The following is a 26,164-nucleotide window of genomic DNA, read 5'->3' as shown; positions in this document are numbered from 1 at the left end:
CTCAGAGCTGGCGGAGCATCCGGGTGTTGCCGAGGGTGTTGGGCTTGACCCGCTCGAGGTCGAGGAACTCGGCGACGCCTTCGTCGTAGGAGCGCAGCAGCTCGACGTAGACGTCCGGGTCGACGGCCTGGCCCTCGATCTCGGTGAAGCCGTGGCGGGTGAAGAAGTCGACCTCGAAGGTCAGGCAGAACAGGCGTCGGACGCCGAGCTCGACGGCCTCCTCGGCGAGCGCCTCGAGGAGGCGACCGCCCACGCCACGACCGAGCACGTCGTCCGCGACGGCGAGGGTGCGGATCTCCGCGAGGTCCTCCCACATGACGTGCAGGGCGCCGCACCCGACGACGCGGCCGTCGACCTCCGCGACGCGGAACTCCTGCAGTGCCTCGAAGTAGGCCACGGTGTCCTTGCTGACGAGGACCCGGCGCTCGGCGAGCGGCGTGACGAGGGCACGGATCTCGCGCACGTCGCTCGTGCGCGCGCGGCGGATGGTGACGGTCACCGGACAAACCTACGCCCCCGCCGGGGAGGCGAGGGCGCAGGTCGGGGGTGCTGCTGGGGTCGTGCGGTGCGAAGGGGGTCAGCGCACCTGGTACTCCGGCTGCGACTGGACGTTGAGCTCGCCCATGCGGATCGTGTCCGCTCGCTTGACCGCCGGGTCGTGGAACTTCAGCGTGTCGAAGCCCCGCGCGATGTCCGACGAGTAGATGTGGCCGTTGTAGTAGTACGACGACCACGTGCCACCGATGCCCTCGTCCGCGGGCAGCGGACCGCGCTCGAAGTAGCCCAGCTCGCGCGGGCTGTCCGAGTCGGTGAAGTCCCACACGCTGACGCCGCCCTGGTACCAGGACTGGACCATGAGGTCGCGGCCCGCGACCGGGATGACCGAGCCGTTGTGCGCGACGCAGTTCTCCGTCGACGTCTGGTGCCGCGGGATCTTGTAGTACGAGCGGAAGGTGAGCTCGTGGTCGGAGGACAGGTCGTAGATCGCGTTGGCCCCGCGGTTTGGTCCGGTCTCGGCGTCGCAGGTCGCGGCGCCACCGCCACCGAGCTCGTCGGTGAAGACGACCTTGGTCGCGTCGGCGTTGAAGGTCGCCGAGTGCCAGAAGGCGAAGTTCTCGTCGTCCCGCACCCGCTCGATGACCTCCGGCGCTGCCGGGTCGGAGATGTCCATGATGATGCCGTCACCCATGCAGGCGCCGGCCGCGAGGTCCTGGTGCGGCAGGGCCGTGATGTCGTGGCAGCCGGTCGTCGCCGAGCGACCCGCGATCGGGGTCGGGCCGGGACCGCCGGGGTTGCCGCCGTCCGGGAAGAGGTTGGGCGTGGCGATGACCTCGGACGCGGTCGGGTCGGCCGTGTCGACCTTGACGATCGAGATCAGGTCGTGGGGGGTCTGGCAGTCCGGGTACTGCGCCCGGGGCGAGTAGCTCGAGACGTAGAGGTAGTCGGTGCCCTTGTCGGCGCCCCTGCCCGGGACGAGCGTGTGGGTGTGCGAACCGCAGGCGGTCTCGACGGACTGGATGTACTTCGGGTTCTCCAGGTCGGAGATGTCGAAGATCTTGATGCCTTCCCAGCTCTCCTTGACGGTCGCCGACTGCGGGGTGGAGGCGCACGAGTCGTCGCTGCGCGAGGAGTCGGTCGAGAGGTAGAGCAGGTCGCCGGAGACGGAGATGTCGTTCTGGCTGCCGGGGCACCTGACCTGGACGATGGTGCGCGGCGTGCGCGGGTTCTTCACGTCGATGATCGAGAACCCGTCGTAGTTGCCGACGAAGGCCTTGTCGTCCTGGAAGGCCATGTCGGTGCCGATGCCCTCGGCCAGCGCGCCCGAAGGAGCCAGGTTGGCGAGGTGCTTGAGGTTGGCGCTGCGGCCGATCTCGTCCGTCTGCAGGTCGGTGCCCGAGACGCCGATCCGGTCGCCCGGTCCGGAGGCGCTCGCCGTGCCGATACCGGCGCCGGAGATGGCCATCGCCGCGATCGCGGCCAGGGCCAGTGTGGGTCTACGCATGTGTCCTCCCAGGTGGCTTCCGGCGGGGACGGGTGTGCCCCGCGCGGGATCCGCCCAGCCTCCCGCGCCACGGGGACCTGGTGACCCCGGTCACTGCCCGGAGTTGGTCAGGTCTTGGTCAGCTCGCCGCGTCGTCACCCGTTCGCCCGTCGAGCACGGACGAAGAGGGATACCGTCGGGCAGATGATCCGCCGCCTCGCCCCCTTCGTCCTCGTGGCCACCCTGGGACTGGGAGCGTGCGCCTCGGACGGGTCACCGCAGGGCACGGCCACCTCCCCGGACGCGCCGGTGCTCCAGCCGGGCACCCCCGGTGAGCCCAACGCCTCGCTCTCCGGCACGTCGGCGGTGGCGACGCCCACGTCGGGCCACAACGCGGCGGACGTGGAGTTCCTGCAGGACATGGTCGTCCACCACGCGCAGGCGGTCGTCATGAGCGAGCTGGTGGGCGGCGACCTGCAGGACGCACGGGTGAAGAAGATGGCCGAGCGCATCAAGGCGGAGCAGAAGCCGGAGATGAAGGGCATGGCGACCACGCTGCGGGCCTGGGGCGAGAAGGTGCCGATCCAGGCGACCAACCCGGGCGCCCACACCGGTCACGGCCAGCACGCGGACATGCCGGGGATGGCGACGCAGGCACAGCTCGACGAGCTCGGCGAGGCGAAGGGGGCCGCCGCCGACCGCCTGTACCTCGACCTGATGATCAAGCACCACCAGGGCGCCCTGTCGATGTGCACGACCTTGGGGGAGAAGGGGGCCGACGAGCGGACCAGCGAGCTCGGCGATGACATCTCGGTCACCCAGAGCAAGCAGATCGACCAGATGAAGGCCATGCGCACCCGCCTCTGAGAGGCACCCTTGACGTCCGTCGGCCGACAGGCCTAACCTTGTATTCAACCAATTGGTTGATTAGAGGTGACCGTCGTGCCGGACCCGACGCAGGACCAGCTGTCCAAGGCCTTCGCGGCGCTCGCCGACCCGACCCGACGCGACATCGTCGCCCGGCTCACCGTCGGGGACGCCACCGTCTCCGACCTCGCCGCCCCCTACGACGTCAGCCTCCAGGCCGTGAGCAAGCACCTGAAGGTGCTGGAGGACGCCGGGCTCGTCACCCGGCGCAGGGAGGCCCAACGACGCCCGGTCCACCTCGAGCGAGGGGCCCTCGGCCTGATGACCGACTGGATCGAGCGCCACCGACGACGGGCCGAGGCACGCATGGCCCGCCTCGAGGAGGTCCTGGCGGACCTCCCTTCGTCCGGCACGCAGGCCGGCCCGCACGACACCTGAGGAGCAGGACCATGGACCAGACCACCGATCACACCACGACCGACCACATCACCACCGCCACCATCGAGGCCGACCCCGAGGTCCCCGTCATCCGCATCACGCGGGACTTCCGGGCCACCCCGGCGCAGCTCGTGACGGCCCACACCGACCCCGCGGTCTTCGCGAGGTGGGTCGGCCCCGACTCCGTGGGCACCGTCATCGACCACTGGGACGCCCGCACCGGCGGCAGCTACCGCTTCCTCAACACCCGCGGGGACGAGGAGTACGGCTTCCACGGCAGCTTCCACGAGGTCTCCCCCGAGCGGATCGTCCAGACCTTCACCTTCGAGGGGTTCCCGGAGGGGGTCTCGCTCGAGACGATGACCTTCGAGGACCTCGGCGACGGCTGGACGCGTCTGCACGGCCACTCGCTCGTCGCCACCTTCGAGGCCCGCGAGATGATGCTCGCCTCCGGCATGGAGCTCGGCGTCCACGAGGGCTACGCCGCGCTCGACCGCCTGCTCGAGGCCGGAGAGGTCGCGTGACCTCGCTGACCAGCATGTCCGTCGCGGACCGCTACCGGTCCGCGGCGGGCACCTTCTCCGAGCGGGTGGCCGGCACCCGTGACTGGGACGCCCCCACCCCGGTCGTCGAGTGGCGGGCCCGCGACGTCGTCGGGCACCTCACGACATGGCTGCCGGCGCTCGTGTCGTCGGGGAGCCCGGTCGTCCTCGACCCGGTGCCCTCGGCGGACGAGGACCCGGTCGGCGCGTGGTCTCGGACCGACGCCCAGGTCCGCGAGCTCCTGGCAGACCCGCGGAGCGCGTCGATCACCTTCTCCCACGAGCGCATCGGGGAGCTGGCGCTGCCGGTGATGCTCGACCAGCTCTTCACCAGTGACGTCGTCTTCCACACCTGGGACCTCGCCCGGGCCACGAGGCAGGACGACCGGCTCGACGAGGACTTCATCGCCGGCGCGCTCGCGGGGATGTCCGCGCAGGCGGAGATGATCCGAGGGTCCGGGCAGTTCGGGCAGGCTCAGCCGCTCCCGCCGGACGCCACGGTGCAGGAGCGCTTCTTCGCCTTCATCGGCCGCGACCCCAGGTGGTCACCTCCGGCCTGAGGACGTGCGACCGGGCACGACGAAGGGAGGGCCCCGCCAGCTGGCGGGGCCCTCCCCTCGTCATCGTGGCTCAGTCGCCGGAGCCGTCGCCCGCCTGCACGAGGGGGACGTCGAGCTCGCCCGGCTTGTGGGCACCGGTGAAGGTGAAGACGGCTTCCTTGCCCTCGCCCTCGACGCCGACCGCGACGATGTCGCCGGAGACCAGCTCGCCGAAGAGGATCTTCTCCGAGAGCACGTCCTCGATCTCGCGCTGGATCGTGCGCTTGAGCGGACGGGCGCCGAGCACCGGGTCGTAGCCGCGCTTGGCGAGCAGCTCCTTGGCCTCGGTCGTGAGCTCCAGGCCCATGTCCTTGTCCTTGAGCCGCTTGTCGAGCTTGGCCAGCTCCAGGTCGACGATCTGGACGATCTCCTCCGGGCTCAGCTGCGGGAAGACGATGGTGTCGTCCACGCGGTTGAGGAACTCCGGGCGGAAGTGGTTCTTCAGCTCGTCGGTGACCTTGGCCTTCATCCGTTCGTAGCTGGACCGCTGGTCGTTGCCCGAGGTGAAGCCCAGCGAGCCCTTGGAGATGTCCCGGGTGCCGAGGTTGGTCGTCATGATGATGACCGTGTTCTTGAAGTCGACCATCCGACCCTGGGAGTCGGTGAGGCGGCCGTCCTCGAGCACCTGCAGCAGCGAGTTGAAGATCTCCGGGTGGGCCTTCTCGACCTCGTCGAAGAGGACCACCGAGAAGGGCTTGCGGCGCACCTTCTCCGTCAGCTGGCCACCCTCGTCGTAGCCGACGTAGCCGGGGGGCGAGCCGAAGAGACGGCTGACCGTGTGCTTCTCGGAGTACTCGGACATGTCGAGCGTGATGAGGCTGTCCTCGTCACCGAAGAGGAACTCCGCGAGGGCCTTGGCCAGCTCGGTCTTACCGACACCGGTCGGACCGGCGAAGATGAACGAGCCGCCCGGACGACGCGGGTCCTTCAGGCCGGCGCGGGTGCGACGGATGGCCTGCGAGAGCGCCTTGATCGCGTCGTCGTTGCCCACGACGCGCTTGTGCAGCTCGGCTTCCATGTTGAGCAGTCGGGTCGACTCCTCCTCGGAGAGCTTGAAGACGGGGATGCCGGTCGAGGCGGCGAGCACCTCGGCGATCAGCTCCTCGTCGACCTCGGCGACGATGTCCATGTCTCCGGCCTTCCACTCCGCCTCGCGCTTGGCCTTCTCGTTGAGCAGGTTCTTCTCGTCGTCGCGCAGACCGGCCGCCTTCTCGAAGTCCTGGCCGTCGATGGCCGACTCCTTCTCGAGGCGGACCTTGGCGATCTTCTCGTCGAACTCCTTCAGCTCCGGCGGCGCGGTCATCCGACGGATGCGCAGGCGCGCGCCGGCCTCGTCGATGAGGTCGATCGCCTTGTCCGGGAGGAAGCGGTCGTTGACGTACCGGTCGGCCATCGTGACGGCCGCGACGATCGCCGCGTCGGTGATGGTGACCTTGTGGTGGGCCTCGTAGCGGTCCCGCAGGCCCTTGAGCATCTCGATGGCGTGGGCCAGCGAGGGCTCGGCGACCTGGATCGGCTGGAAGCGACGCTCGAGCGCCGAGTCCTTCTCGATGTGCTTGCGGTACTCCTCGAGCGTCGTCGCGCCGATGGTCTGCAGCTCACCGCGCGCGAGCATCGGCTTGAGGATGCTCGCGGCGTCGATCGCGCCCTCGGCGGCACCCGCACCCACGAGGGTGTGGATCTCGTCGATGAAGAGGATGATGTCGCCGCGGGTCTTGATCTCCTTGAGCACCTTCTTCAGGCGCTCCTCGAAGTCACCGCGGTAGCGGCTGCCGGCGACGAGCGAGCCGAGGTCGAGCGTGTACAGCTGCTTGTCGCGCAGCGGCTCGGGCACGTTGTCGTCGACGATGTCCTGGGCGAGGCCCTCGACGACGGCCGACTTGCCGACGCCGGGCTCACCGATCAGGACCGGGTTGTTCTTGGTGCGTCGCGAGAGCACCTGCATGACGCGCTCGATCTCCTGCTCGCGCCCGATGACCGGGTCGAGCTGTCCCTCGCGGGCTGCCTGGGTCAGGTTGCGACCGAACTGGTCGAGCACGAGGGAGCCGGCCGGCTGCCCCTCGGCGGGACCGGCGCCGGCGCCGACGCCCGCGCCCTGCCCCTCCTTGCCGCCCTGGTAGCCGGAGATGAGCTGGATGACCGTCTGGCGCACGCGACCGAGGTCCGCGCCGAGCTTGACGAGGACCTGCGCGGCCACCCCTTCGCCCTCACGGATGAGGCCGAGCAGGATGTGCTCCGTGCCGATGTAGTTGTGGCCGAGCTGGAGGGCCTCGCGCAGCGAGAGCTCGAGGACCTTCTTGGCGCGCGGGGTGAAGGGGATGTGCCCCGAGGGCGCCTGCTGGCCGGGACCGATGATGTCCTGGACCTGCTCCCGCACGGCGTCGAGGGAGACGCCGAGGGACTCGAGGGCCTTGCTGGCGACCCCTTCGCCCTCGTGGATCAGGCCGAGCAGGATGTGCTCGGTGCCGATGTAGTTGTGGTTGAGGAGGCGTGCCTCCTCCTGGGCGAGGACGACGACCCGGCGGGCCCGGTCGGTGAACCGTTCGAACATGGGATCTTCCCCTTCACGTGGTGCTCAGACCTCGATGCTATCCGCCGCCGCCCCCTGAGCCCGGGGCGTGGCGCTTCACGGGGCACAACGCAGGCATCCCCACCCCTGTTCCATGCGGCGAAGGGAGGTGCCGCGTGTTCGCTCTCAGCGGATCGCGCTCCTCAGGCTCCGGGAGCCGGGACGTCGAGGACGACGTCGAAGCCGAGCAGCTCCGCGCCGGTGGCCACCGGCTGCTTCGCCTCCCCGGAGTGCGCGGCGCGGGCGTCGCCGTCGCGCCACGCCGCGAAGGAGTCCTCGTCGGCCCAGCGGGTGACGACGAAGTAGCGGTCGCCCCCTTCGGTCGGTCGCAGGAGCTGGAAGCCCTCGAACCCGGGCGCCCGGTCGACGGTGCCCTGCCGCGCTGCGAAGCGGCGCTCGAGCTCCTCGCGGGCCTGCTCGGGGACGCTGATGGCGTTGATCTTGACGATGCTCATGGCACGACCGTAGGGGTGGGGACGCGGGCGACCGCACACCGGGTCGCAGCGTCGGTCATCGATCGGACGACGCGGACCCACAGCGCACCGCTGACCGCCGTGCCCAGGGCGGTGACCATGGTCGCGACCATGAAGGGCGTGGCGTCGTCGACCACGAGGAGGGCCGCGACCGCCTCACCGGCGACGACGACCTGGAGGGTGAGCCACGTCGCCCACCACCATCCGACGACGCGGGTGGGCGCCCCGACGCTCGCCGCCCCGTCGCGGACCACCTGGTAGGGGAACCACAGCGAGACGATCGGGGCCACCCACCCCAGGAATGCCCAGCAGGGAGCGCGGTCGTGCCAGCCGTCGGGGTTGAGCGCACGGGCGGTGGTGACGTGCAGGTACAGCCAGACGCAGCCGAGGCCCCCGGCGAGCAGCTGGACCAGCATGGTCAGGCTCGTCAGGGCGCCGACGGCCGTGACCGCGGCCGACGGCTGGTCACCGACCCACGCCTGCTGGTCTCCTCCTGCGACCACCATGGCCGCGGCTCGGACGAGCATGAGCACCGCCAGGGCGACGGTGAGGACCTGCGTCACGGTGGCGAGGCCGGTCGGTACGGACGGCGCGAGTTGCTGCGCAGCGGGGTGCACGGGTGCGTGTTGGGTGCTCATGCCGTCGAAGGTAGGCAGCCGCACGTCGCGCCGCGCGGCGATGACCGGCCACCTGTGGACAACCTAGGCTGGCGCTCATGCGCACGGTCTTCGACACCACCGACCCGGACACCAACGCCTACGCCTTGCTCACCTCCGTCGTGGTGCCCCGGCCGATCGCGTGGATCACGAGCGTCGGGACCGACGGGGTCGGCAACCTCGCACCGCACTCCTTCTTCAACGTCGCCTGTGCGCGCCCGCCGGTCATCAGCTTCGTCTCCGTCGGCCGCAAGGACACCCTGCGCAATGTCCTCGCGACCGGGCACTTCGTCGTCAACCTGGTCACCGAGGACCTGCGCGACGTGGCCAACGCGAGCAGCGCCCCCTTCGACCCGACCGTGGACGAGGCGGAGGCACTCGGCGTGCGGCTCGAACCGAGCGAGAGCGTCCCGGTCCCCCGCGTCGCGGACTCCCCGGTCTCCATCGAGTGCACGCTCCACTCGAGCATCAAGCTCGGCAACAGCCACCTCGTCCTCGGGGACGTCCGCACGATCACCGTCGCCGACGACGCGCTCGTCGCCGGACGCCCGGACATCGAGCTGCTGCGCCCGATGTCCCGCCTCGGCGATGACGCGTGGGGCCTCTCGCCCGAGGTCGTCCGCATGAGACGGCCCGAGCGCCCCTGACGTGGCCGTCCGGGAGTTCGCAACGTGGTGTCGGGTCCCCGCCTCGCGGGCTGCGGTCTGGCAACGGGTCGCGAGCGCGGACGGGCCTCCCCCCGGCACTCAGCTCACCGACGCCGTCGGCTTCGAGCCGCGGCTACCGCTGGTCCACCACTTCGCGGCCCGGCTGCTCCCCCTCTTCTTCGAGCACCGCCACCGCCGGCTGCTGCTTCACTTCAGCGCTCAGGGGCGCAAATCAGGCTCTCCTGACGCTTCCGTGGGTGTTCTGGCGAGCCGTTGACGAGGGCACGCCGCTCTCTGCCTAGGTTTCTGGCTGTTGAGGTCAGTTACCTGAAGAGCGGAGAACGGCGTGCGGAACGCAAGCCTATGGCGGTCCTTGCTGGGCGTCGAGAAGACGGTCGTGGAGGACATCGAGTTCGATGAGGACGACCAGCTGCTGGTGGCTCATGTCCGTCCCCGGGCTCGGGTGCGTGGCCGGTGCGGACGGTGCGGGCGCAGGTCGCCCGGGTACGACCGTGGCGAGGGTCGGCGGCGGTGGCGGGCCCTGGATCTGGGCACGGTGCAGGTCTACCTCGAGGCCGACGCCCCGCGGGTGGCCTGCCGCCAGCACGGCCCCACGGTGGCCGCCGTCCCGTGGGCCAGGCACGGGGCCGGCCACACCCTGGTCTTCGACGAGCAGGTGGCCTGGCTGGCCACGCAGTGCTCCAAGTCCGCGGTCACCGAGCTGATGCGCATCGCCTGGCGCACCGTCGGGGCGATCATCACCCGGGTCTGGACCGACGTGGAGGCCCTCGGCGACCGGTTCGCCGGCCTGCGACGGATCGGCATCGATGAGATCTCCTACAAGAAGGGCCACCGCTACCTCACGATCGTGGTCGACCACGACACCGGCCGGCTCGTCTGGGCCGCCCCGGGCCGGGACAAGCCCACCCTGGCGAGGTTCTTCGAGGCCCTCGGGCCCGACCGGTGCGCCGCGATCACCCACGTCAGCGCCGACGGGGCGGACTGGATCGCCGCCGTGGTCGCCCAGCGGTGCCCGAACGCGGTGCGCTGCGCCGATCCGTTCCACATCGTCAAGTGGGCCACCGACGCCCTGGACGAGGTCCGTCGCCAGGCGTGGAACGAAGCCCGCGGCGCCGTCCGGCAGCGCCGGGCCGGGCGGGCCAGCGGGCACGCCAAGGCGCTCAAGCACGCCCGGTACGCGCTGTGGAAGAACCCCGAGAACCTCACCACCCGGCAGCAGGCCAAGCTCGCCTGGGTCGCCAAGACCGACCCGCGCCTGCACCGGGCCTACCTGCTCAAGGAAGGACTGCGCCTGGTCTTCCAGCTACCCGCCGACGAGGCCGAGACGGCCCTGGAACGCTGGATCGGCTGGGCCCGACGCTGCCGCATCCCCGCCTTCGTCGAGCTCCAACGCCGCATCGTCAAGCACAAGGCCTCGATCCTCGCCGCCATCGAGCACGGCCTGTCCAACGGACGCATCGAATCCGTGAACACCAAGATCCGACTCATCACCCGCGTCGCCTTCGGCTTCAAGTCCCCCGAAGCCCTCATCGCCCTCGCCATGCTCAACCTCGGCGGCCACCGACCCGTCCTCCCAGGCCGGAAATGACCCACGGATCAGTCAGGAGAGCCGCAAATCAGCTGCGTCGCTGGCAGTTGCCGCGCCAGTCACACCAGCTGACAGCACGGCCACCTGAGAGCCGTCAGCCGTGGGCGCGCGACCGACCGAGCAGGATGAGCGCGAGCACGAGTGCGGTCACCGAGCTGACGACAGCGATGATCCGGTCCGGGCTCGGAGCGATGACACCCATCAGGTCGAGCGGCTCCGCCTCGACGGCCGCGGGACGCTCGGTCCGTGCAGGGGCGACCACCCCAGCGGCGTCAGGCGACCCCGGCTCGGTCGGCGCAGCGCTGATCGTGGCCGCCTGCTCCTGCGACGGGTCCTCGGAGACCATCGCGGCCAGGTTGTCGGCGAACTGGCCCAGGATCCTGGCCCCGATGTCGTCGAGCGCACCGCGACCGAACTGCGCAGGCTTGCCGGTGATCGCGAGGTCCGTCAGCACCTTGACCTCTGTGGACTCCCCGGCGGGCAGGAGCTGCAGGGTGATCGTGGACTTGACCGTCCCGCCACCCCGACTCTCCTTGCCCGAACCCTCGATGACCACCCGCCGCGCGGACTCGTCCTTCTCCGCGAAGCGACCCTTCATCTTGTAGGCCATCTGGATCGCGCCGAGCTTGACCCTGATCCGTCCCGTGAAGTCGTCACCTTCGACCGAGTCCAGGCTCGCTCCCGGCATGCACGGAGCGACCCGCTCGACGTCGAGGAGGGTCCGCCAGGTCTCGTCGGGACCGGTCGGGACGGTGAAGGCGTGCTCAAGAATCATGGTCTTTCCTTTGGTGGGTTAGTCGCAGGTCAGCGGGTGAGGCCGGAGTCGTCGAGCAGGGTCCACACCCGCCCGGGGGTCAGGGGGATCGACGTCACGTGCTCGGCGATCTCCGGGACCGCGGCGGCCACCGCATTGGCCACGGCGGCCGTGGCGGGGATGGTCCCACCCTCGCCCACACCCTTGAACCCGCCCGGGGTGATGGCACTCGGGGTGACGAGGTGGTCGATCTTGATGTCCGGGATGTCCTCGGACACCGGGAGCGTGTAGTCGAGGTAGGTCGTGGTCGTGGGCTGCCCGTCCGGGGAGAAGGTCGCCTCCTCCATCAGCGCGGCTCCGATCCCCTGCGCTGCTCCCCCGATCATCTGCCCGTCGACGATCATCGGGTTCACGAGGACGCCGGCGTCGTGCGCGAGCCAGTAGGCCTCCAGGTCGACCTTGCCGGTGTCGAGGTCCACGGCGACGAGCGCCGCGTGGGTCGCGTACGCATACGTGATGCTGCTCGGGTCGTACTCACCGACCTCTTCGAGCGCGATGGGGTCGTCCGGCCCGCGGCCCCACCCCATCCAGCCCCGGTGGGCCACCTCGGCCCAGGAGACACGGCGGGCACCGTCGGACGTCGTGAAGTGGTCCCCGTCGAGGACGACCTCCTCCGCCGGCACCTCGAGGGCGCTCCCGGCCAACGTGTCCATGCGCTCGCGCAGCCGGGTGGCTGCCCCGAGCAGGGCCGCGCCCGCGATGGTCAGGGCGCGGCTGGCCTGCGAGGCCATGATCGAGTAGCCCGAGACATCCGTGTCGCCGAGCTGCACGGAGACTCGGTCCAGCGGGACTCCGAGCGTCTGGGCCGCGATCTGGCTGAGCGAGGTCTCGATGCCCTGCCCGACGGTCGTCACGCCGGAGAAGACGGTGACGGAGCCGTCCTCGTTGATCCGCACCTTGGCCGAGTCCCAGGTGCTCCAGTGGATCTGGAACATCTGGGCGAGACCACTCGGGGCGAAACCGGTGATCTCGGTCGTCGACGCATAGCCGACGCCCCGTCGCACGCGCGAGGTGCTCGTGCGGTCGAGCTCGCTGCCGCGCGCCACCGCCTGCCTCAGTGCTGCGGGGTAGTCACCGTTGTCGTAGGGCATCATCAGGCGGCTGACCGCGGGCAGCTGGTCCGCCTGGTACATGTTGTGCAGGCGCAGCTCCACCGGGTCGTGCCCCGCGAGCCGTGCCGCCTCGTCGACGAGGCGCTCCCGGATGAAGGTCGCTTCCGGCATGCCGTAGCCACGGAAGGCACCGGTCGGGACACGGTTGGTGTACCATCCGGTCACCGTCGCACCCGCAGCCCGGCTGTACCGGTACGGGCCCTCGACCATGAGACCGGCCACCTGGACCGGGCCGCTGCCGCTCGTGCCGCTCGTGGCATGCGCCCCCATGTCGCCGTGCATCTCCACGTGCAGGGCCAGGAAGGTCCCGTCCGCATCCAGCGCGAGCCGGGCGCGGCTCTCCTGGCCGCGACCGTGGTGACTGGCCACGAGCGCCTCGGAGCGGTCCTCGATCCACTTGACCTTGCGACCCAGCCGCTGGGCGGCCAGGCAGACGAGTGCCTCGTCGGGGAAGAGCAGCGTCTTGAGCCCGAAGGCCCCGCCCACGTCCGTCGCGGCGACCCGGACCTGGTCGGCCCTCAGGCCGAGGACCCGGGCGAGCTCCTGCCGCACGAGGTGCGGTACCTGCGTCGACGAGTGCACGTCCATCCGCTGCGTCCGGGGGTTCCACTCGGCCACGACACCACGGGGTTCCATCGAGTTGTGGCCGATGCGCGGGCTGGTGAACCAGCGCTCGACGACCAGATCGGCCGAGGCGAAGACGGCCTCGAGGTCGTCGACGGGGTCTCCGAAGTGGATCTGACCGACCTGGTTGGAGCCATACTCCGGCCGGACCAGGGGGCTGCCCGGTGCACGTGCCGCCTCGAGGGACGCGACCGCCGGCTGCTCGTCGATGTCGATGTCGATGAGCTCGAGCGCGTCCTCCGCGAGGGCACGGCTGTCCGCGACCACGACGGCGAGCGGCTGCCCCACGAACCGCACCTGCCTGCTGTACAGCGCGATGTCCACCTCCTGCTGCCCGGGGAGCAGCCACGGCGACGGAATCGTCTGCAGCGCGTCCTCGAGGTCGTCAGGACCAAGGACGAGGTGCACCCCGGGTGCTGCCTGGGCATCGGCGGCGTCGAAGTCCGCGATCCGGCCGGCCGCGACCGGACTGCGCAGGAGTGCCGCGTGGAGCACGCCGGCCTCGGGCACGTCGTCGACGTACCAGCCGCGTCCCCGGAGCATGCGGTCGTCCTGGACCCGCGGGATGCTCTGACCGATGAGGTCACCCTGCTCGTGAGCGGCCGGCGCCTGGGGGTGGGTCTCGGTGCTCATGCGGTGCCTTCTTCCCAGGCCTGGCGGATGGCGGCCCTGATCGAGGTGTAACCGGTGCATCGGCACACGTGGCCGCCGAGCACCTCTGTCTCGGCCTCGTCCGCGGTGCGTCCGCAGCGGCGGGCCGCACTGACGCTCATGAGGATCCCGGGGGTGCAGAAGCCGCACTGCAGGCCGTGCTGGTCCTGCATCGCCTGCTGGAAGGCCGACAGGCTGTCCTCGTCGGCCAAGGACTCCACGGTCTCGACGGTCCGGCCGTCGGCCTGGACCGCGAGCATGAGGCAGGACCGCACGGCTTCGCCGTCGACGAGGATCGTGCACGCGCCGCAGACGCCCTGCTCGCAGCCGACGTGAGTTCCGGTCTGCTGCAGCTCGTGGCGCACGAAGTCGCTGAGGAGCATGCGTACGGGCACGCTCCGCTCGTAGGTGACGCCGTTGACGGTGGCGTGGATGTCACGGGTTGCCTCGTTCATGCTGCGTCCACTTCCTCGAGACGGGAGAGCTGGCGGCGCACCAGGGTGCGCAGGAGACTGCGGCGGAAGGCCGACGACCCCATCGCGTCGTCCGGCGGGTCCACCTCGCCGGCTGCGGCCTCCGCAGCGGCCTCGGCTCCCGACCCGACGGCCTGCCCGCGAAGGGTGTCCTCTAGGGCGTGCAGTCGTTGCGGCGTGTCGGAGACCCCGGCAGCGGCTGCGCGGACATCGACGATGACGCCGTCCCGCAGGTCCACCCCGAGGCACAGCCCGGCGTACGGGAAGTCCCCGTGCCGCTGGGCGATCTCGTCGTAGTGGAAGGACCAGCCCGCGCGGCGCGGCAGGACCACCGACACGAGCAGCTCATCGGGCGCCTTGGTCGTCGTGAAGACGGTGTCGAAGAAGTCCTCGGCAGGCACCTCGCGCGAGGCATCCGCCGACCGCAGGTGCATCGTGGCCCCGAGCGCCACGGCGACGGTCGGCATCTCGGCCGACGGGTCGGCGTGGCACAGGGTCCCGCCCACCGTCGTGCGGCAACGGATCTGCGGATGGGCCACCCAGGAGGCTGCCTCGGCCAGGACGGGGAGTGCCTGTGCCAGCTGCTCGTCGCGCTCGATCGTCGTGAGACGGACCATGGCGCCCAGCGTCACGGCGTCGGGTGTGACGACGATGTCGTCCAGCCCTGTCACCCGGTTGAGGTCCACGACCACGTCAGGTCGGGCGAATCGCATGTTGAGCAGGGGGACGAGGCTCTGCCCGCCCGCCAGGACGACCGCGCCGTCCTCGTGCGTCCGGAGCAGCTCCAGGACCTCATCGAGGGTCACCGGCGCTTCGTAGTCGAAGGGGGGAGGCTTCATCTGCTCCTCGTCTCACGTTTTTGCATGCCGCTTTGCATGCAGTTATGCATCCTACCGATGGGCGGTGGTCCGTCAAGGGGGTGTGGGACCGTCAGAGGGCGAGCGCGTCGGGGTCGAGGTCGCTGCCGCCACGGGGCGAGCCGATCCCGCGGATGCCGAAGCCGCTGTCGGTCCAGATGCACTCGCCCGTCGCGACCGACGCCCGGTCGGAGGCGAGGTAGACGAAGGCGCCGGCGTGGTCCGCGGCCTCAGGGATCACCTCGAGCGGGATGACCTCCTCCGCACCGGGCAGCACGGCGTCAACGGTCGGCTGGTCGAGGCACTCCAGGCCCTCCATGTTGGTCTTCGCGACCCCGATCGCGACACCGTTGACCCGCACGCGGGGCGCGAACTCCCAGGCGAGCTGGCGCACGATGCCCACGTCGGCGTGCTTGCTCGCGACGTACAGCACTCCGTCGTCGACGGCCCGGTAGCCGGCGATCGAGGTGGAGAAGATCATCGACCCGTGAGCGCGCAGCACCTCCGGGAGTGCGGCGCGCGCGCCGAGGAGGTAGCCGCGGACGTTGATCGCGAAGATCTCGTCGATCGCCTCCTCGAGCCGGTCGACGGGCATCTGGGCGAGCGTGAGATTCCCGGCGCCCACCCCGGCGTTGCCGACGAAGGTTGTCAGCCCGCCGAAGGCGTCGACCGTCTCGCGCACGGCGCGCACGTTGTCAGCCATCCGTTCGACGCTGCCGTGGATCCCGACGACTGCGTCGGCCAGGTCCCTGGTCACGGCCTCGAGGCGTTCGGCATCCCGGTCGAGGATGCCCACCCGCGCTCCGGCCTCGACGTAGGCACGTACCACGGCCTCGCCGATGCCACCGGCACCACCGGTGACGAGCGCGATCTTGCCGTTCATGGAGAACATCAGGTACTTCCCTTTCACGCCCCGGGCACGGTGCCCGGGGTCAGATCATGGCGACGCCGCCGTTGACGTCGATGGAGATCCCGGTGGTGAAACCTGCGTCGTCGCCGACGAGGTAGCGCACGGCTGCCGCGAGCTCGGCCGGGCGGCCGAGGCGACCCATCGGGATGCCGGACGCCAGGTCGGTGGCCACCTGGTCGCTGGCGCGCAGGTAGTCATCGAGGTGCTCCGTGCCGGTCGTCCCGGGGTTCACGACGTTGGCCGTCACCCCGGTCCCCGCCGTCTCCAACGCGAGCTGCCGCGTCCACCCGACGACACCCGCCTTGGCCGCGACGTAGGCCGCGGCATTACCGCGAGCGGGTGCGTGCGCGACGACGGAGCCGATCGTGACGATGCGGCCCCACCCGCGTGCGAGCATCCCCGGCAGCACGGCCTGCGTCAGGAGGAAAGGCGCCGTGAGGTTGAGCGCGAGCTGCTCCTCCCACTCCTCGACCGGTGTGTCGAGCGTCGTCCCGGCCCGCAGGAAGCCACCCGCGTTGTTGACGAGGACCTCGATCTCCCCGACGTGGTCGCGCACCTCGGCGAGCATGCGCTGGACATCCCCCGGCCGGGTGACGTCGCCGATGACCGTCAGCTCGGCGCCGGGCACCTCCGTCGGAGCACGGACGGCTGCGACGACCCGCAGCCCCGCGTCGGCGAGCGCGGCGACGGTCGCGGCGCCGATCCCCCTTCGCGCACCGGTCACGAGGGCGACGCGGGACGAAGGGGAGGTCACGACGCCCCGACGCGGCCGCCCGGTCGGCTCAGTCCGCGCACGGACAGCCCGCTGTCGATGGTGACCATCGCGCCGGTCATGATCGCTGCGTCGTCCGAGGCCAGCATGACGAACGCCCCGTCGAAGTCGCTGAGCTCGGGCACCCGCTGGAGCGGCAGGATCGCGGCGGTGCCGTCGAGCACGGAGTCGGTCGCCTCCTGGCCCAAGGTGGACAGGCCCTTCAGGCGGGTCGGGGCGACACCGGGCGCGATCCCGTTGACGCGGACGTCCGGGGCGAGCTCGTACGCCAGCTGGCGCACGACGCCGAGCACCGCGTGCTTGGACGCGGTGTAGAGCGCCCCTCCCCCGGCCGCGTGCGAGCTCGCGAAGGACCCGGTGAGGATGATCGATCCCCGGCTCTCCAGCAGGGCAGGCAGCGCGGCCCGGGCGCCCAGCAGGAGCGCGAGGACGTTCACGTCGAACAGCTCGTGGAAGGCGCGGGCGAGGTCCTCCCCGGGGATGTCCTCCAGCGGGCGCGCCCCATCAGTGATCCCGGCGTTCCCGACGAAGACGTCGAGGCGACCCCACGCGTCTACCGCGGCGTCCACCGCGGCGCAGTTGCCCTCCCACGTCGAGACATCGGCGACGACCGGGATCACGGCGTCACCGAGATCGGCAGTGGCCTCCGCGACCCGATCGGAGATGTCGACGGCGACGACGCGCGCGCCCTCCCCCACGAACCTGCGCACGGCGGACAGGCCGATCCCGCCACCTGCTCCGGTGAAGACGACGACCCTGCCGTCGAGACGGGCGGTGGCTGTGGTCATGGTGCTGACTCCTTCGTCAGAAGTTGATCCGGGCACGTGCGACGGCACGGTCCGCGCGCTCTTGCGCCGGGAGGATGGAGATGGTCATCTGCTCACCGTCGGGCAGGTCGAGCCGCAGGCAGGTCTGCTCCCACGGGGTCTGGACGACGCCGGCGGGGCGACGCGTGGCACCAGCCGCTTCCAGCACGGCTGCGAGCCGTTCCAGGGCGGGGAGGTCGGCGACCTCGACGCGCAACCCGTGGTCACGCCGGAGCGGCTCCCCCGCCTCCACGGTGTCGACGAGGTCCGCCTGCGGCCCGTCGAAGATCTCCAGGGCCGCGGGCACGACGCCGAAGAGTGCACCCCGCTGCCCGTCCGGGTGGGTCCACTCGTCGACGACCTGCATCCCGAGCCCGTCGCGGTACTGGGCCAGGGCGGTGTCGAAGTCGTCGACGCGCAGGCAGAAACGCAGCTCGTCGAAGCCGCGGTCACGCGAGACCCGCTGCTGCGGCCAGCTGGTGACCAGCCCGTAGAGGTAGCCGTCCGGTCCGCGGAAGTGGGTCCAGCGTGGCGACCACGAGTCCTCGACCCCCTCATGGATCTCCCCGACGAACTCGACGCCCCGGGACTCCAGGTGCGCCCGGACCTCCGCCACGTCGTCGACGAGGAAGCCCGCGACGGGGTGCTCGAAGAAGTCGTGCGCGTCGTCGCTCGGCTTGAAGATCTCGAAGGCGCTGCCGTCGGGGAACCCGAAGACCCGCGCGTCGTCCTGCTCCTGCTGGACCTCGAGGCCCAGCCCGTCGCGGATGAACGCCGTCATCTCCTCGAGGGCCGGGCTGCTCGACCCGAGCCAGGCCAGTCCGTGGACCTTCATCGGGAGACCGCCTGGGCGACGGCCTGCCCGAGTGGCTGGCCGAGGAGCGCCCCGGCCTCGGGCACCACCGGGTCGAGGTCGAGCTCGCGCAGCATCTTCCACACGGTGGCGGACGCGGCGCTGACGACGGGGATCGGCGAGCGCCGCTGGACCTCGGCGAGCGCCCGGAGGGAGGGCATCTGCACGCAGGCGCTGATGACGAGTGCATCCGCGCCGGTGGTGTCCACCTCGCCCGCGAGGCGGATGAGCTCGTCCTGGTCGAGCTGTCCGACCTTGAGGTTGTCGGGCTCCTCGCGGCTGATGGAGTCGACGACCTCGATGTCCTCGTTCTCGATGTAGCTGCACACGGTGGCGGTGAGCGGCTTCATGTACGGGGTCAGCACCGCGACCTTGCTGGCGCCGAGGTGCTCGAGCGCCTCGACGAGCGCACCGGCCGAGGACACGACCGGCAGGTCGCCACCCGTCTCCTCGCGCGCCACGCGACCCAGACGCTCCTCGGAGGTCCGGTGGTAGCCGTGCCCCTGGGACATGATCGCGACGAGGCAGGCGTACCCCATGACGTCGACCCGGGCGTCGGCCAGCTCGGCGGCGGCCCGCTCGGAGTCCGCGTCCATCGCGGCCAGCTCCTCGGGCGTCACCTGCTTCATCCGCATGCGCGCGGAGTGGAAGGTGAAACGCTCCGGCGCGACCTGCTCCCGAGCGCGCAGCATGGCCGGGATCTCGGTCTCCATCGTCACGTTGCTGCTGGGCACGATGAGGCCGACGCGGATGGGGGTGTGCATGGGTGTGCTCCTGTGGGGGAAGGGTGGGCCTCGTCAGCCGGTCTGGCCGGGGCCCCTCTGGGGGACGAGGTTGGAGGTCTCGGCGACCTCGATGTCGTAGAAGTGGTGCCGCCAGGTGACGTCGAAGCGGCCGTCGGGTCGCTCGGCGAGGTCGATGTCCAGGGCGTCGCAGGTCACGAGCAGCGCGTCGAAGACGTAGTCCGGGTCGACCTCGTGGATCATGCCGATCGCCGCGTCGAGGAGGTGGAACTCCATCATCCGAGCGGCGGCCGCACCTTCACGGGTCGTCACGGCGTGGAGGAAGCCGCGGTCGACGTCGGTGAAGTTGCTCAACGCCCGGGGCCGCGCGAAGTAGAGCCGCTGGTGACGCTGGATCAGCATGATCTGCGCATCGACGAGGCGGGAGACGGCCTTGGGGTAGCGCCGGGTGATGACGTCGTGGAAGGCGAAGTGGGCGTCCTGGAAGTCCCGCGTGCTCGGGTGGTCCTGCTCCATGACCGCCAGCCGGTCGGCCATGTCCGCGAGCGCGTCGTCCTCGATCGTCGAGACAATGGCCCGCACCATGGGGGGCTCCGTGAGCAGGCGCAGGGCGTAGGCGTCCTCCACCTGGTGGAGCGGTGCCGGCGCGACCGACATGCCCCGGTTGGCCTGGGTGACCACGAGCCCCTCGGCCTGCAGCTTGTGCAGGGCCTCGCGAAGGGGGGTCCGCGACACGTCGAGCTGCCGCGCCACGTCGGCCTGGCTCAGGCGCATGCCCGGCGGCAGGGCCCCGGAGACGATCTGCTCCCGCAATGCCTCCGCGACCTCCTCGACGACATTGCCCGCCCGCCCCACGCTGCTCTCCTGCTCAGGCATCGGGCGCGTCCTGCGACACCGCGCCGAGCTCCTTCGCGTGCAGGTGGCTGAAGAACGCCGGGTCCTGCGCCGCGACGATCTCGAGCTGCATCGGGTCGAGGGTGACGCTGTGCCCCCGACGGGGGACGAAGAGCTGGAGCCGTTCGCCGTTGTTGGTGCGCACCTTGCGGAAGAGCACGCCGGTGAACTCGTTGCCGATCCCCTGCCACTCCTCCGTGCTGATGACACCGGGCACCGGGTCCGGCTCGTCCTTGACGTCCGGGCCGGGCTGCGCGTCGCCCAGGTCGGGGTGGATCTTGTCGCTCATGTCGTCACTCCTGTCGTCGTGAATCGTCGGGTCTCAGCACGGTAGGCGTCGGGGCGGACCCCGCGCAGCACCGGGAGCCTGTCCCGCGCGGCCGAGACCTCACCCAGGTCGAGGTCGAGCACGGTCGTCGCGAAGGGCTCCTCGCCGAGGTCGGCCAGCACCTCGCCCCACGGACCGACCGCGAGCGCGTGGCCCCACGTCTCGAAGGCGTCGGGCACCTCGCCGTCACCGTGGACCGTGGCGCTGGCGATGACGAAGGCGGCGGACTCGATCGCCCGGGAGCGCAGGAGCACCTCCCAGTGGGCGGCGCCGGTGACCCGGGTGAACGCCGCCGGGACGAGGATCACCTCGGCCCCTTCGAGGGCCAGGGTCCGGTACAGCTCGGGGAAGCGGACGTCGTAGCAGACGGTGATCCCCACGGCGACGCCGTCGACGTCGACGATGACGGGGGCCGCTCCGGCCTGCTCGACCGAGCTGGCCTCGAAGGACTGCCCACCGATGCGCGCATCGAAGAGGTGGATCTTGTCGTAGCGACCCACGAGCTCGCCCGCGCGGTCGTAGACGAGGGCGGAGTTGAAGGTGCCCTCGTCGGTCCGGTTCTTCAACCCGCCGACGACCACTACGACGTCGTTTTCCCGTGCGGCCTCTGCGATGCGCTCGAGGTGGGGGTCGCCCCCTTCGCTGAAGGCCGCCTCCCGCATCTCGACGTTGGTCCCGAGCATCAGGCCGTTCTCGGGGAGGACGACGAGGTCGGCCTCCTCCGCCGCGCAGCCGCGGATGGCGCGCAGCGCCAGCTCGACGTTGGCCGCGACGTCCCGCGTGGCATGCCACTGGGTCAGGCCGACCCGCAGGGTGCGCTCGCTCATGCCGGCTCCTCCTCGAGGTCCATCCGCACGACGGTCCAGCCGCCGCCGGAGGCGTCCATGGGCTCGTAGGCGTACACCTCGCCGCGCACCCCGGGACCGACCAGGCCCAGCATGATCAGCCAGTTGGGGAACTCGTACTGCCCGTGGTCGAGCAGCGGGTACGGCTCGAGGTTGGCGATGTCCGTGCCGCGCCCGGCCTGGAGCATCTCCAGCAGGTAGGTGTCGAACTCGACGTCCACGCTGCCGAACTTGCCGGGGTCGAGCCAGTGACTCAGGCCCCCGGTGGCGACCATCGCGACCTTGAGCCCCGAGCGCTCGACCGCCGAGCGCATCGCGGCGCCGAAGGCCCGAGCGCCGTAGGGCGAGAAGCTGCGGTGGGGCTGGGTGATGATCGGCACGACGGGGACGTCCGGCCGCGGCAGCATGAGGCGAAGGGGGACGATGAGCCCGTGGTCGAGGTCGACCCGCGGGGCCTCCTCGACCTCGAGCCCGGCCAGTCGCACGGCGTCGGTGATGTGCTTGGCCATCTCGGGGCTGCCGGTGAGCTGCAGGTCCAGGTCCGGCCGCTTGAAGAACTCCATCGAGCCCCCGTGCGTCGCAGCGGTACCGACGACGTAGTGGTGGGTCTCGAAGCTCTGGAAGTGGCAGTCGGCCGTCACGAGGATGACGTCGGGGTCGGCCGCCCGCAGGTCGGTCGCCATCCGCTCGTAGCCCGCCAGCAGGCGCTGGACCCCGTCGTCAGGGTCGATCTCGGGGCGGGCGAGCAGGTCCGGCACGTGCGAGGCGCCGCCGGCGAAGACGAGTCCGCTCGGCAGGTCCTTGGGCGGCAGCGGGGTCTCCGTGTCGACGTGGAGCTTGCCCTGGCTCTGGCTGTCCGCGATGTCGTCCTGGAACCACCGGCTGACGAGGATCGTCACACCGTCGTTGACCCCGGCCGACCGCAGCCGGTCCCGGTCGCCGCGGATGATCGTCTCGACCCAGGCCTGGGTGATCCCGAGCTCGGCGGCCCCTCCCTCCGGGTCCTGCCGGACCCGCTCGAGGAGCGCGCCGTCCCGGGCCATGGCGAGGATGGCCTGCTCGAGGGAGCCGTCACTCATGTCAGACCAGCTTCCCGTCGCGCACGACGACCTGCTCGTCGACGCTCACCGTGCAGCTCCGCATCGGCACGTCGAGGTGGGCGGGGGTCTCCCGGTCGGCGAACCGGTTGGACCCGGTCGACCACATGAAGTTGCCGGCCGTCGAGCGCAGCTCCTGGCCGTAGAGGCTGCGCGGGTCGTAGACGTCGAAGGCGGACCAGCGGGCCTGCGGCAGCAGGCCCCAGCCCATGTGGCTGAGCGCCCACACCTCAGGGTCCTCCCACGACTCGAAGTAGTCGTTGAGCAGGTGGGCGTCCGCACCACCGGTGATCGAGGTGATGAAGCCGTCCTTGACCTCGATCGTCACCTCGTCGCGCACGTAGCGCTGCCACGGGATGAGCGCGTCGCCCGGCTGCAGGACGATCCGACCCTGGGCGCTGCGGTCCTTGGGGAAGCAGGCGGCGAAACCGCTCGGCCAGTGGTCCCAGCGGCCGGGCACGTCGACGTAGCCCCACTGCATGGTGATCGGCAGGTCCTCACCCGACACGTCGGCGGTGAGGTCGGTACCGGCGTCGCTCACCACGTGCAGGGTGCGGCCGTCGCGCAGGACGTCACCGGCCGCGGAGACGCTGGCCTTGAGCTCCTCGCCGCCCATGAGGCGCTCGAGGACGTCGTTGGGCTCGGCGACGAAGAGCATCCGTTTGCCGTTGCCCGTGATGCGCGTGCGCACGTCGGAGTGGATGAGCCCACCCACGGTGCAGTCGACGACGAAGTCGGCCTCCCCCGCGGCGGCGAGCAGGGCAGCGACCTCGCGACCATCGGCCTCGTAGGGCGGCAGCATCGGGCTGGACAGGCTCGAGGCGTGCAGCACGAGGGCGCTCGCACCCAGCTGTCGGGCGGCAGCGACGGACGCCGCGACGTACGCCTCCTTCTCGCCCAGCTCGGCGATGACGGCGACGACCTCGCCAGAGGTGACCTTGCACAGCTCGAACTGCTTGACGAAGTTCTCGGTGAGCGATCGGGACATGGTTGTTGTTCCTTATCGGTGGGGTTCAGTGGGCAGCGCGGATCGCGCCGCCGTCGATGACGAAGGAGGACCCGGTGGAGAAGCCGGGCAGGTCGGACGCGAGGAAGGCGATGAGGTCGCCGATCTCGTGCGCCTCGCCCCAGCGGCCGAGCGGGATGTCGGCGACGACGCGGTCGAGCTCGGTCTGACGGTCCGTACCGTTGACCTCGGCCTTGCCGCGCAGGATCTTCTCCATCCGCTCGGTGCCGGTGGCGCCCACGAGGACCTGGTTGACGCGGACCCCACGCGGAGCGATCTCGGCCGCGAGCGACTTGACGAAGGAGGACTGCGCCGAGCGGTAGGCGGCGGAGAGCACCCCGGCGGGCGACGGCTGGCGGACCCAGGACGAGGAGACGAGCACCATCGAGCCACGGCCCTGCTCGACCATGACCTTGCCGGCGGCGGTCATCATCTCGACGACCGGGCGCAGCAGGGCGTCGTGCGCCGCGGACCAGTCCTGCCAGGTGAGCTCGAGGGCCGGCGACAGCTTCGGGCCCGGGGTGTTGGCGACGAGGACGTCGACCGACCCGTGCTCGGCACGCACCCGCTCCACGAGGTCCGCCGCGGCTCCCGCCTCACCGAGGTCCACCGTCAGCGGGACGATGCGACCGGTGCCGAGCTCCTCGACCTCGCGCCCCTCGGTCCGGGCGGCCGCGATCACGGTCGCGCCCTCGCTCGCGAGCCGCTCGGCCGTGGCGCGGCCGATCCCGCGGGAGGCGGCGGTCACGAGCGCGACCTTGCCGTTCAGTGCCAGATCCACGTCAATCCCCTCAGTCGTTTTGCATTCATCTTTGCATACATTTCTCTGGTCGCCACAGCGTGGCCCACGCTGTGGGTCAGGTTGCGAGGTGCACGGCGTCCTCGGGGCAGGCCCGCTGGGCGGACCGTGCTGCCTCCTCGAGGGCCTCGGGGACGTCGCCGTCGCCGATGACGGCGGCGAAGCCCCATTCGTCGAGCTCGAAGAGCTCCGGACACCGGTCGACACAGGTGCCGTAGCCCTGGCACTTGATGGCGTCGATGCGTGCCTTCATGACTGCTCCTGGGAGGGGGTGGGGGCGCCGGCCCGGACGGCCTTGGCGCTGACGAACTCCTTGGCACTGATCACCGACACCGTCGTGCGCGCAAGGGTGGCGGCGCCGTCGAGGAAGCCGCACGCGCCACGTCCCGGCAGGGTCACGCCCCACCGAGAGAGGTCGGCGAGGTCGTCCTCGTCGGCCAGGCCGGCGGCATTCTTGGCCAGTACCTTGCCGATCGCCCGCGTGCCGTTGCGGCAGACACCGCACTGCTGGGCACTCTCGGAGGCGTACCAGGCTCCGAGCTGCCCCACGATGGCGGCGACGTCCTCGTCGGGCCCGATGACGGTGAGCGAGGCGCAGCCGAGACCGGTCCCCGCGACCCGCAGCGTCGTGTAGTCGCACTCGAGCCCGAGCACCTCGGAGGCGTGGACGCCTCCGAACCACCCCCCGAGCAGCAGCCGGGAGACGTCCTCCGGTTGCACGCCCACGAAGGACAGCAGCTCGTGGATCTCGATGCCGAGCGGCGCCTCGATGACCGCGCAGCCCTCCGGGCCGCCCATGATCGTGAAGAGGGCGCTGCCCGGCGAGGTGTGCGTCCCGAGCTCGCCGAACGCCGCCGGACCGTGGTGGTGGATCCACGCGACGTGCGCGAGGGTCTCGACGTTCTGGATCAGGGTCGGCTGCCCACCGACGCCCTCCTCGAAGGGACGGGGCGGCTTGAAGGTCGGGAGTGCGACCTTGCCGTTGATCCCCTGGACGAGCGCGCTCTCCTCCCCCGTGACGTACCGGTGGTCGAGGACGACGACCTCGATGCTCACGCCCTCGGGGACGAGCGCCGCGTCCACGAGGTCGGCGATCGCCGCCTCCACGGAGGCCCGGGTGTCCTCCCGGCTCACGCACACGATGGTGCGGGCAGCGCGAAGGGCTCTCCCGGCCAGGAGCAGGCCCTCGAGGACGAGGTGTGGCCGGTTGAGCAGCAACCAGCGGTCCTTCCCCGATGCCGGTTCGCCCTCGTGGCCGTTCGCCACGACGACGCGATCACCGTCCGCCGCGGCGACCGAGCGCCACTTGACGTGGGCTGGGAAGCCTGCGCCGCCGCGCCCCTGCAGCCGGGCCCGGGTGAGCACGTCGATGAGGCCGGAGGTCGAGTCCGTGCTCGGTGCCACCTGCAGGTGGCCCAGCTGCTGCTCGCCGACGAGCCCGAGGGGTGAGCCGTCGTCGCGCGTCTGCACGAGTCGTGGCTCCATGCACGGAGCCACCCGAGCCGTCGGCAGCTCATCGGGGACGCTGCGCAGGAGGGGGAACTGAGTGGTCATCGGTGCTCCTCGATGATGGACAGGGCCGTGTCGAGCGACACGACCTCTCCGTACTTGGCCTGGATGTCGACGAGGGCGGCGTCGTGCGGTGACCGCTCACGGTCACCGACGGCCGAGGCGACGACGAAGGGACGCAGCCCGAGCGAGATGGCGTCCACGACACTCGCGCGGACGCACCCTGAGGTCGTCGCGCCGCAGACGACGACGGTGTCGATGCCGTCGGCCGCCAACCGCTCGCCGAGGTCGGTCCCGCTGAAGGCGGAGGCGGCCTGCTTGACGACGACGTGGTCGGCGTCGACGATCCCCGACGCCGGGTCGATCTCGACCCAGGTCGAGCCCTCGCGCAGCTCGAGCATCGCCGGCATCTTCGTCAGCCACACGGGCTCCTCGTCGGCCGCGAAGGCGATCGTCGTGAAGACGACCGGCACTCCGGCGGCGTGCGCCGCGTCGACGAGTCGGGCGGTCTCGGCGACGACGTCCGGCATCTCGAAGCCGGGGCCGCACGCCGGGTCCGTGAACCCGCGCTGCAGGTCGACGACGAGCAGCGCCGGGCGGCCGCCGGGCTCGAGGGCGCCGGCCAGCCCCCCTTCGGCATACCGGTCGAGGACCGAGACGTGGTCGGTGGAGGTGGGAGTGGTCATCGTC

At 70.9% G+C, this 26,164-nt stretch carries 29 protein-coding genes; 6 read left to right on the top strand and 23 right to left on the bottom strand.

Translation table 11 applies throughout. The features are described from left to right. Nucleotide 1: 1 nt before the first annotated feature. Complete coding sequence (locus JT1_RS00630; RefSeq protein WP_068321423.1) at nt 2-499, bottom strand: amino-acid N-acetyltransferase; 498 nt, start codon at nt 497-499, stop codon at nt 2-4. Between the two features lie 78 nt (nt 500-577). Further along, nucleotides 578-2,002, bottom strand: coding sequence for an LVIVD repeat-containing protein (locus JT1_RS00625; protein ID WP_068321420.1), 1,425 nt, complete (start codon nt 2,000-2,002; stop codon nt 578-580). Between the two features lie 183 nt (nt 2,003-2,185). Between JT1_RS00625 and JT1_RS00620 the strand changes: the two genes are divergently transcribed. The 4 genes from JT1_RS00620 to JT1_RS00605 all read left to right on the top strand — a co-directional run bounded on the left by JT1_RS00620 (nt 2,186) and on the right by JT1_RS00605 (nt 4,388). Continuing rightward, nucleotides 2,186-2,848: a DUF305 domain-containing protein gene (locus JT1_RS00620; protein ID WP_068321417.1), complete on the top strand. Its 663-nt coding sequence runs from the start codon at nt 2,186-2,188 to the stop codon at nt 2,846-2,848. Nucleotides 2,849-2,923: 75 nt separating this feature from the next. Further along, nucleotides 2,924-3,286, top strand: coding sequence for an ArsR/SmtB family transcription factor (locus JT1_RS00615; RefSeq protein ID WP_068322428.1), 363 nt, complete (start codon nt 2,924-2,926; stop codon nt 3,284-3,286). Between the two features lie 11 nt (nt 3,287-3,297). Beyond that, the gene (locus JT1_RS00610) at nt 3,298-3,810 is read left to right on the top strand and encodes an SRPBCC family protein (RefSeq protein WP_068321413.1); all 513 of its coding nucleotides are present in this window, start codon (nt 3,298-3,300) and stop codon (nt 3,808-3,810) included. Beyond that, complete coding sequence (locus JT1_RS00605) at nt 3,807-4,388, top strand: TIGR03086 family metal-binding protein (protein WP_082807376.1); 582 nt, start codon at nt 3,807-3,809, stop codon at nt 4,386-4,388. The genes JT1_RS00610 and JT1_RS00605 overlap by 4 nt, the downstream gene beginning before the upstream one ends. Before the next feature lie 70 nt (nt 4,389-4,458). Here the strand turns inward: JT1_RS00605 and JT1_RS00600 are convergent, their stop codons facing one another. The 3 genes from JT1_RS00600 to JT1_RS00590 form a co-directional block, all read right to left on the bottom strand. Continuing rightward, complete coding sequence (locus tag JT1_RS00600) at nt 4,459-6,978, bottom strand: ATP-dependent Clp protease ATP-binding subunit (protein ID WP_068321411.1); 2,520 nt, start codon at nt 6,976-6,978, stop codon at nt 4,459-4,461. A 161-nt stretch (nt 6,979-7,139) separates the two neighbouring features. Beyond that, nucleotides 7,140-7,451, bottom strand: a complete 312-nt coding sequence (locus tag JT1_RS00595) for an antibiotic biosynthesis monooxygenase family protein (protein WP_068321409.1) — start codon at nt 7,449-7,451, stop codon at nt 7,140-7,142. Beyond that, entirely contained in the window at nt 7,448-8,107 is a 660-nt protein-coding gene (locus tag JT1_RS00590; protein ID WP_169701782.1) for a DUF4328 domain-containing protein, read from the bottom strand. The genes JT1_RS00595 and JT1_RS00590 overlap by 4 nt, the downstream gene beginning before the upstream one ends. Nucleotides 8,108-8,184: 77 nt before the next feature. On the opposite strand from JT1_RS00590, the gene JT1_RS00585 reads away from it, so the two are divergent. Continuing rightward, a complete protein-coding gene (locus tag JT1_RS00585; RefSeq protein ID WP_068321403.1) occupies nt 8,185-8,772 on the top strand; it encodes a flavin reductase family protein in 588 nt (195 codons plus the stop codon). A gap of 346 nt (nt 8,773-9,118) precedes the next feature. Further along, nucleotides 9,119-10,381 (top strand): ISL3-like element ISTesp2 family transposase, encoded by a 1,263-nt coding sequence (locus JT1_RS00575; protein WP_032491516.1) that lies wholly within the window; start codon nt 9,119-9,121, stop codon nt 10,379-10,381. A 94-nt stretch (nt 10,382-10,475) separates the two neighbouring features. Here the strand turns inward: JT1_RS00575 and JT1_RS00570 are convergent, their stop codons facing one another. The 18 genes from JT1_RS00570 to JT1_RS00485 all read right to left on the bottom strand — a co-directional run bounded on the left by JT1_RS00570 (nt 10,476) and on the right by JT1_RS00485 (nt 26,160). Then, nucleotides 10,476-11,156: an SRPBCC family protein gene (locus JT1_RS00570; RefSeq protein ID WP_068321398.1), complete on the bottom strand. Its 681-nt coding sequence runs from the start codon at nt 11,154-11,156 to the stop codon at nt 10,476-10,478. A gap of 29 nt (nt 11,157-11,185) precedes the next feature. After that, nucleotides 11,186-13,564 (bottom strand): xanthine dehydrogenase family protein molybdopterin-binding subunit, encoded by a 2,379-nt coding sequence (locus tag JT1_RS00565; RefSeq protein WP_068321393.1) that lies wholly within the window; start codon nt 13,562-13,564, stop codon nt 11,186-11,188. Beyond that, nucleotides 13,561-14,037 carry a (2Fe-2S)-binding protein gene (locus JT1_RS00560; protein ID WP_068321390.1) on the bottom strand — a complete coding sequence of 159 codons (477 nt, stop codon included), beginning with the start codon at nt 14,035-14,037 and terminating at the stop codon, nt 13,561-13,563. The genes JT1_RS00565 and JT1_RS00560 overlap by 4 nt, the downstream gene beginning before the upstream one ends. Continuing rightward, the gene (locus tag JT1_RS00555; protein WP_068321387.1) at nt 14,034-14,894 is read right to left on the bottom strand and encodes an FAD binding domain-containing protein; all 861 of its coding nucleotides are present in this window, start codon (nt 14,892-14,894) and stop codon (nt 14,034-14,036) included. The genes JT1_RS00560 and JT1_RS00555 overlap by 4 nt, the downstream gene beginning before the upstream one ends. 91 nt (nt 14,895-14,985) lie before the next feature. Then, nucleotides 14,986-15,804, bottom strand: a complete 819-nt coding sequence (locus tag JT1_RS00550) for an SDR family oxidoreductase (RefSeq protein WP_068321384.1) — start codon at nt 15,802-15,804, stop codon at nt 14,986-14,988. A 40-nt stretch (nt 15,805-15,844) separates the two neighbouring features. Beyond that, nucleotides 15,845-16,576 (bottom strand): SDR family NAD(P)-dependent oxidoreductase, encoded by a 732-nt coding sequence (locus tag JT1_RS00545; RefSeq protein ID WP_068321380.1) that lies wholly within the window; start codon nt 16,574-16,576, stop codon nt 15,845-15,847. Continuing rightward, nucleotides 16,573-17,382 carry an SDR family oxidoreductase gene (locus JT1_RS00540; RefSeq protein WP_068321377.1) on the bottom strand — a complete coding sequence of 270 codons (810 nt, stop codon included), beginning with the start codon at nt 17,380-17,382 and terminating at the stop codon, nt 16,573-16,575. Before JT1_RS00540 ends, JT1_RS00545 begins: the two co-directional genes overlap by 4 nt. Nucleotides 17,383-17,398: 16 nt before the next feature. Further along, the gene (locus tag JT1_RS00535) at nt 17,399-18,235 is read right to left on the bottom strand and encodes a VOC family protein (RefSeq protein ID WP_068321374.1); all 837 of its coding nucleotides are present in this window, start codon (nt 18,233-18,235) and stop codon (nt 17,399-17,401) included. After that, on the bottom strand, nt 18,232-19,017 hold the full coding sequence (locus JT1_RS00530) for a maleate cis-trans isomerase family protein (protein WP_068321372.1): 786 nt from the start codon (nt 19,015-19,017) through the stop codon (nt 18,232-18,234). The genes JT1_RS00535 and JT1_RS00530 overlap by 4 nt, the downstream gene beginning before the upstream one ends. Before the next feature lie 33 nt (nt 19,018-19,050). Further along, complete coding sequence (locus JT1_RS00525; RefSeq protein ID WP_068321369.1) at nt 19,051-19,872, bottom strand: GntR family transcriptional regulator; 822 nt, start codon at nt 19,870-19,872, stop codon at nt 19,051-19,053. Further along, the gene (locus tag JT1_RS00520) at nt 19,865-20,179 is read right to left on the bottom strand and encodes a hypothetical protein (RefSeq protein ID WP_068321366.1); all 315 of its coding nucleotides are present in this window, start codon (nt 20,177-20,179) and stop codon (nt 19,865-19,867) included. The genes JT1_RS00525 and JT1_RS00520 overlap by 8 nt, the downstream gene beginning before the upstream one ends. Continuing rightward, nucleotides 20,176-21,045 carry a nitrilase-related carbon-nitrogen hydrolase gene (locus JT1_RS00515; protein ID WP_068321363.1) on the bottom strand — a complete coding sequence of 290 codons (870 nt, stop codon included), beginning with the start codon at nt 21,043-21,045 and terminating at the stop codon, nt 20,176-20,178. Before JT1_RS00515 ends, JT1_RS00520 begins: the two co-directional genes overlap by 4 nt. Continuing rightward, nucleotides 21,042-22,142 (bottom strand): DODA-type extradiol aromatic ring-opening family dioxygenase, encoded by a 1,101-nt coding sequence (locus tag JT1_RS00510; protein ID WP_068321360.1) that lies wholly within the window; start codon nt 22,140-22,142, stop codon nt 21,042-21,044. Before JT1_RS00510 ends, JT1_RS00515 begins: the two co-directional genes overlap by 4 nt. 1 nt (nt 22,143) lies before the next feature. Next, nucleotides 22,144-23,148: a 2,5-dihydroxypyridine 5,6-dioxygenase NicX family protein gene (locus tag JT1_RS00505; protein WP_068321357.1), complete on the bottom strand. Its 1,005-nt coding sequence runs from the start codon at nt 23,146-23,148 to the stop codon at nt 22,144-22,146. A gap of 25 nt (nt 23,149-23,173) precedes the next feature. Then, nucleotides 23,174-23,947: an SDR family oxidoreductase gene (locus JT1_RS00500; RefSeq protein WP_068321354.1), complete on the bottom strand. Its 774-nt coding sequence runs from the start codon at nt 23,945-23,947 to the stop codon at nt 23,174-23,176. Between the two features lie 76 nt (nt 23,948-24,023). Next, nucleotides 24,024-24,218: a ferredoxin gene (locus JT1_RS00495; protein ID WP_068321351.1), complete on the bottom strand. Its 195-nt coding sequence runs from the start codon at nt 24,216-24,218 to the stop codon at nt 24,024-24,026. Continuing rightward, entirely contained in the window at nt 24,215-25,519 is a 1,305-nt protein-coding gene (locus tag JT1_RS00490; RefSeq protein WP_068321348.1) for an NADH-ubiquinone oxidoreductase-F iron-sulfur binding region domain-containing protein, read from the bottom strand. The genes JT1_RS00495 and JT1_RS00490 overlap by 4 nt, the downstream gene beginning before the upstream one ends. Beyond that, nucleotides 25,516-26,160, bottom strand: coding sequence for an isochorismatase family protein (locus JT1_RS00485; protein WP_068322422.1), 645 nt, complete (start codon nt 26,158-26,160; stop codon nt 25,516-25,518). Before JT1_RS00485 ends, JT1_RS00490 begins: the two co-directional genes overlap by 4 nt. Nucleotides 26,161-26,164: the final 4 nt, after the last annotated feature.

Origin of the sequence: Janibacter terrae NBRC 107853, assembly GCF_001591405.1 — a bacterium.
Lineage (GTDB): Bacteria > Actinomycetota > Actinomycetes > Actinomycetales > Dermatophilaceae > Janibacter > Janibacter terrae.
Note: the sequence above shows the minus strand (reverse complement) of the source record. Positions and strands in the feature narration are given on the sequence as shown.

Excerpts from the sequence above, each read along its gene's own strand:
- JT1_RS00625 (WP_068321420.1), bottom strand. The coding sequence starts at position 2,002 with ATGCGTAGACCCACACTGGCCCTGGCCGCGATCGCGGCGATGGCCATC.
- JT1_RS00620 (WP_068321417.1), top strand. The coding sequence starts at position 2,186 with ATGATCCGCCGCCTCGCCCCCTTCGTCCTCGTGGCCACCCTGGGACTG.
- JT1_RS00610 (WP_068321413.1), top strand. The coding sequence starts at position 3,298 with ATGGACCAGACCACCGATCACACCACGACCGACCACATCACCACCGCC.
- JT1_RS00600 (WP_068321411.1), bottom strand. The coding sequence starts at position 6,978 with ATGTTCGAACGGTTCACCGACCGGGCCCGCCGGGTCGTCGTCCTCGCC.
- JT1_RS00595 (WP_068321409.1), bottom strand. The coding sequence starts at position 7,451 with ATGAGCATCGTCAAGATCAACGCCATCAGCGTCCCCGAGCAGGCCCGC.
- JT1_RS00590 (WP_169701782.1), bottom strand. The coding sequence starts at position 8,107 with ATGAGCACCCAACACGCACCCGTGCACCCCGCTGCGCAGCAACTCGCG.
- JT1_RS00585 (WP_068321403.1), top strand. The coding sequence starts at position 8,185 with ATGCGCACGGTCTTCGACACCACCGACCCGGACACCAACGCCTACGCC.
- JT1_RS00570 (WP_068321398.1), bottom strand. The coding sequence starts at position 11,156 with ATGATTCTTGAGCACGCCTTCACCGTCCCGACCGGTCCCGACGAGACC.
- JT1_RS00565 (WP_068321393.1), bottom strand. The coding sequence starts at position 13,564 with ATGAGCACCGAGACCCACCCCCAGGCGCCGGCCGCTCACGAGCAGGGT.
- JT1_RS00560 (WP_068321390.1), bottom strand. The coding sequence starts at position 14,037 with ATGAACGAGGCAACCCGTGACATCCACGCCACCGTCAACGGCGTCACC.
- JT1_RS00555 (WP_068321387.1), bottom strand. The coding sequence starts at position 14,894 with ATGAAGCCTCCCCCCTTCGACTACGAAGCGCCGGTGACCCTCGATGAG.
- JT1_RS00550 (WP_068321384.1), bottom strand. The coding sequence starts at position 15,804 with ATGTTCTCCATGAACGGCAAGATCGCGCTCGTCACCGGTGGTGCCGGT.
- JT1_RS00540 (WP_068321377.1), bottom strand. The coding sequence starts at position 17,382 with ATGACCACAGCCACCGCCCGTCTCGACGGCAGGGTCGTCGTCTTCACC.
- JT1_RS00535 (WP_068321374.1), bottom strand. The coding sequence starts at position 18,235 with ATGAAGGTCCACGGACTGGCCTGGCTCGGGTCGAGCAGCCCGGCCCTC.
- JT1_RS00530 (WP_068321372.1), bottom strand. The coding sequence starts at position 19,017 with ATGCACACCCCCATCCGCGTCGGCCTCATCGTGCCCAGCAGCAACGTG.
- JT1_RS00525 (WP_068321369.1), bottom strand. The coding sequence starts at position 19,872 with ATGCCTGAGCAGGAGAGCAGCGTGGGGCGGGCGGGCAATGTCGTCGAG.
- JT1_RS00520 (WP_068321366.1), bottom strand. The coding sequence starts at position 20,179 with ATGAGCGACAAGATCCACCCCGACCTGGGCGACGCGCAGCCCGGCCCG.
- JT1_RS00515 (WP_068321363.1), bottom strand. The coding sequence starts at position 21,045 with ATGAGCGAGCGCACCCTGCGGGTCGGCCTGACCCAGTGGCATGCCACG.
- JT1_RS00510 (WP_068321360.1), bottom strand. The coding sequence starts at position 22,142 with ATGAGTGACGGCTCCCTCGAGCAGGCCATCCTCGCCATGGCCCGGGAC.
- JT1_RS00505 (WP_068321357.1), bottom strand. The coding sequence starts at position 23,148 with ATGTCCCGATCGCTCACCGAGAACTTCGTCAAGCAGTTCGAGCTGTGC.
- JT1_RS00495 (WP_068321351.1), bottom strand. The coding sequence starts at position 24,218 with ATGAAGGCACGCATCGACGCCATCAAGTGCCAGGGCTACGGCACCTGT.
- JT1_RS00490 (WP_068321348.1), bottom strand. The coding sequence starts at position 25,519 with ATGACCACTCAGTTCCCCCTCCTGCGCAGCGTCCCCGATGAGCTGCCG.
- JT1_RS00485 (WP_068322422.1), bottom strand. The coding sequence starts at position 26,160 with ATGACCACTCCCACCTCCACCGACCACGTCTCGGTCCTCGACCGGTAT.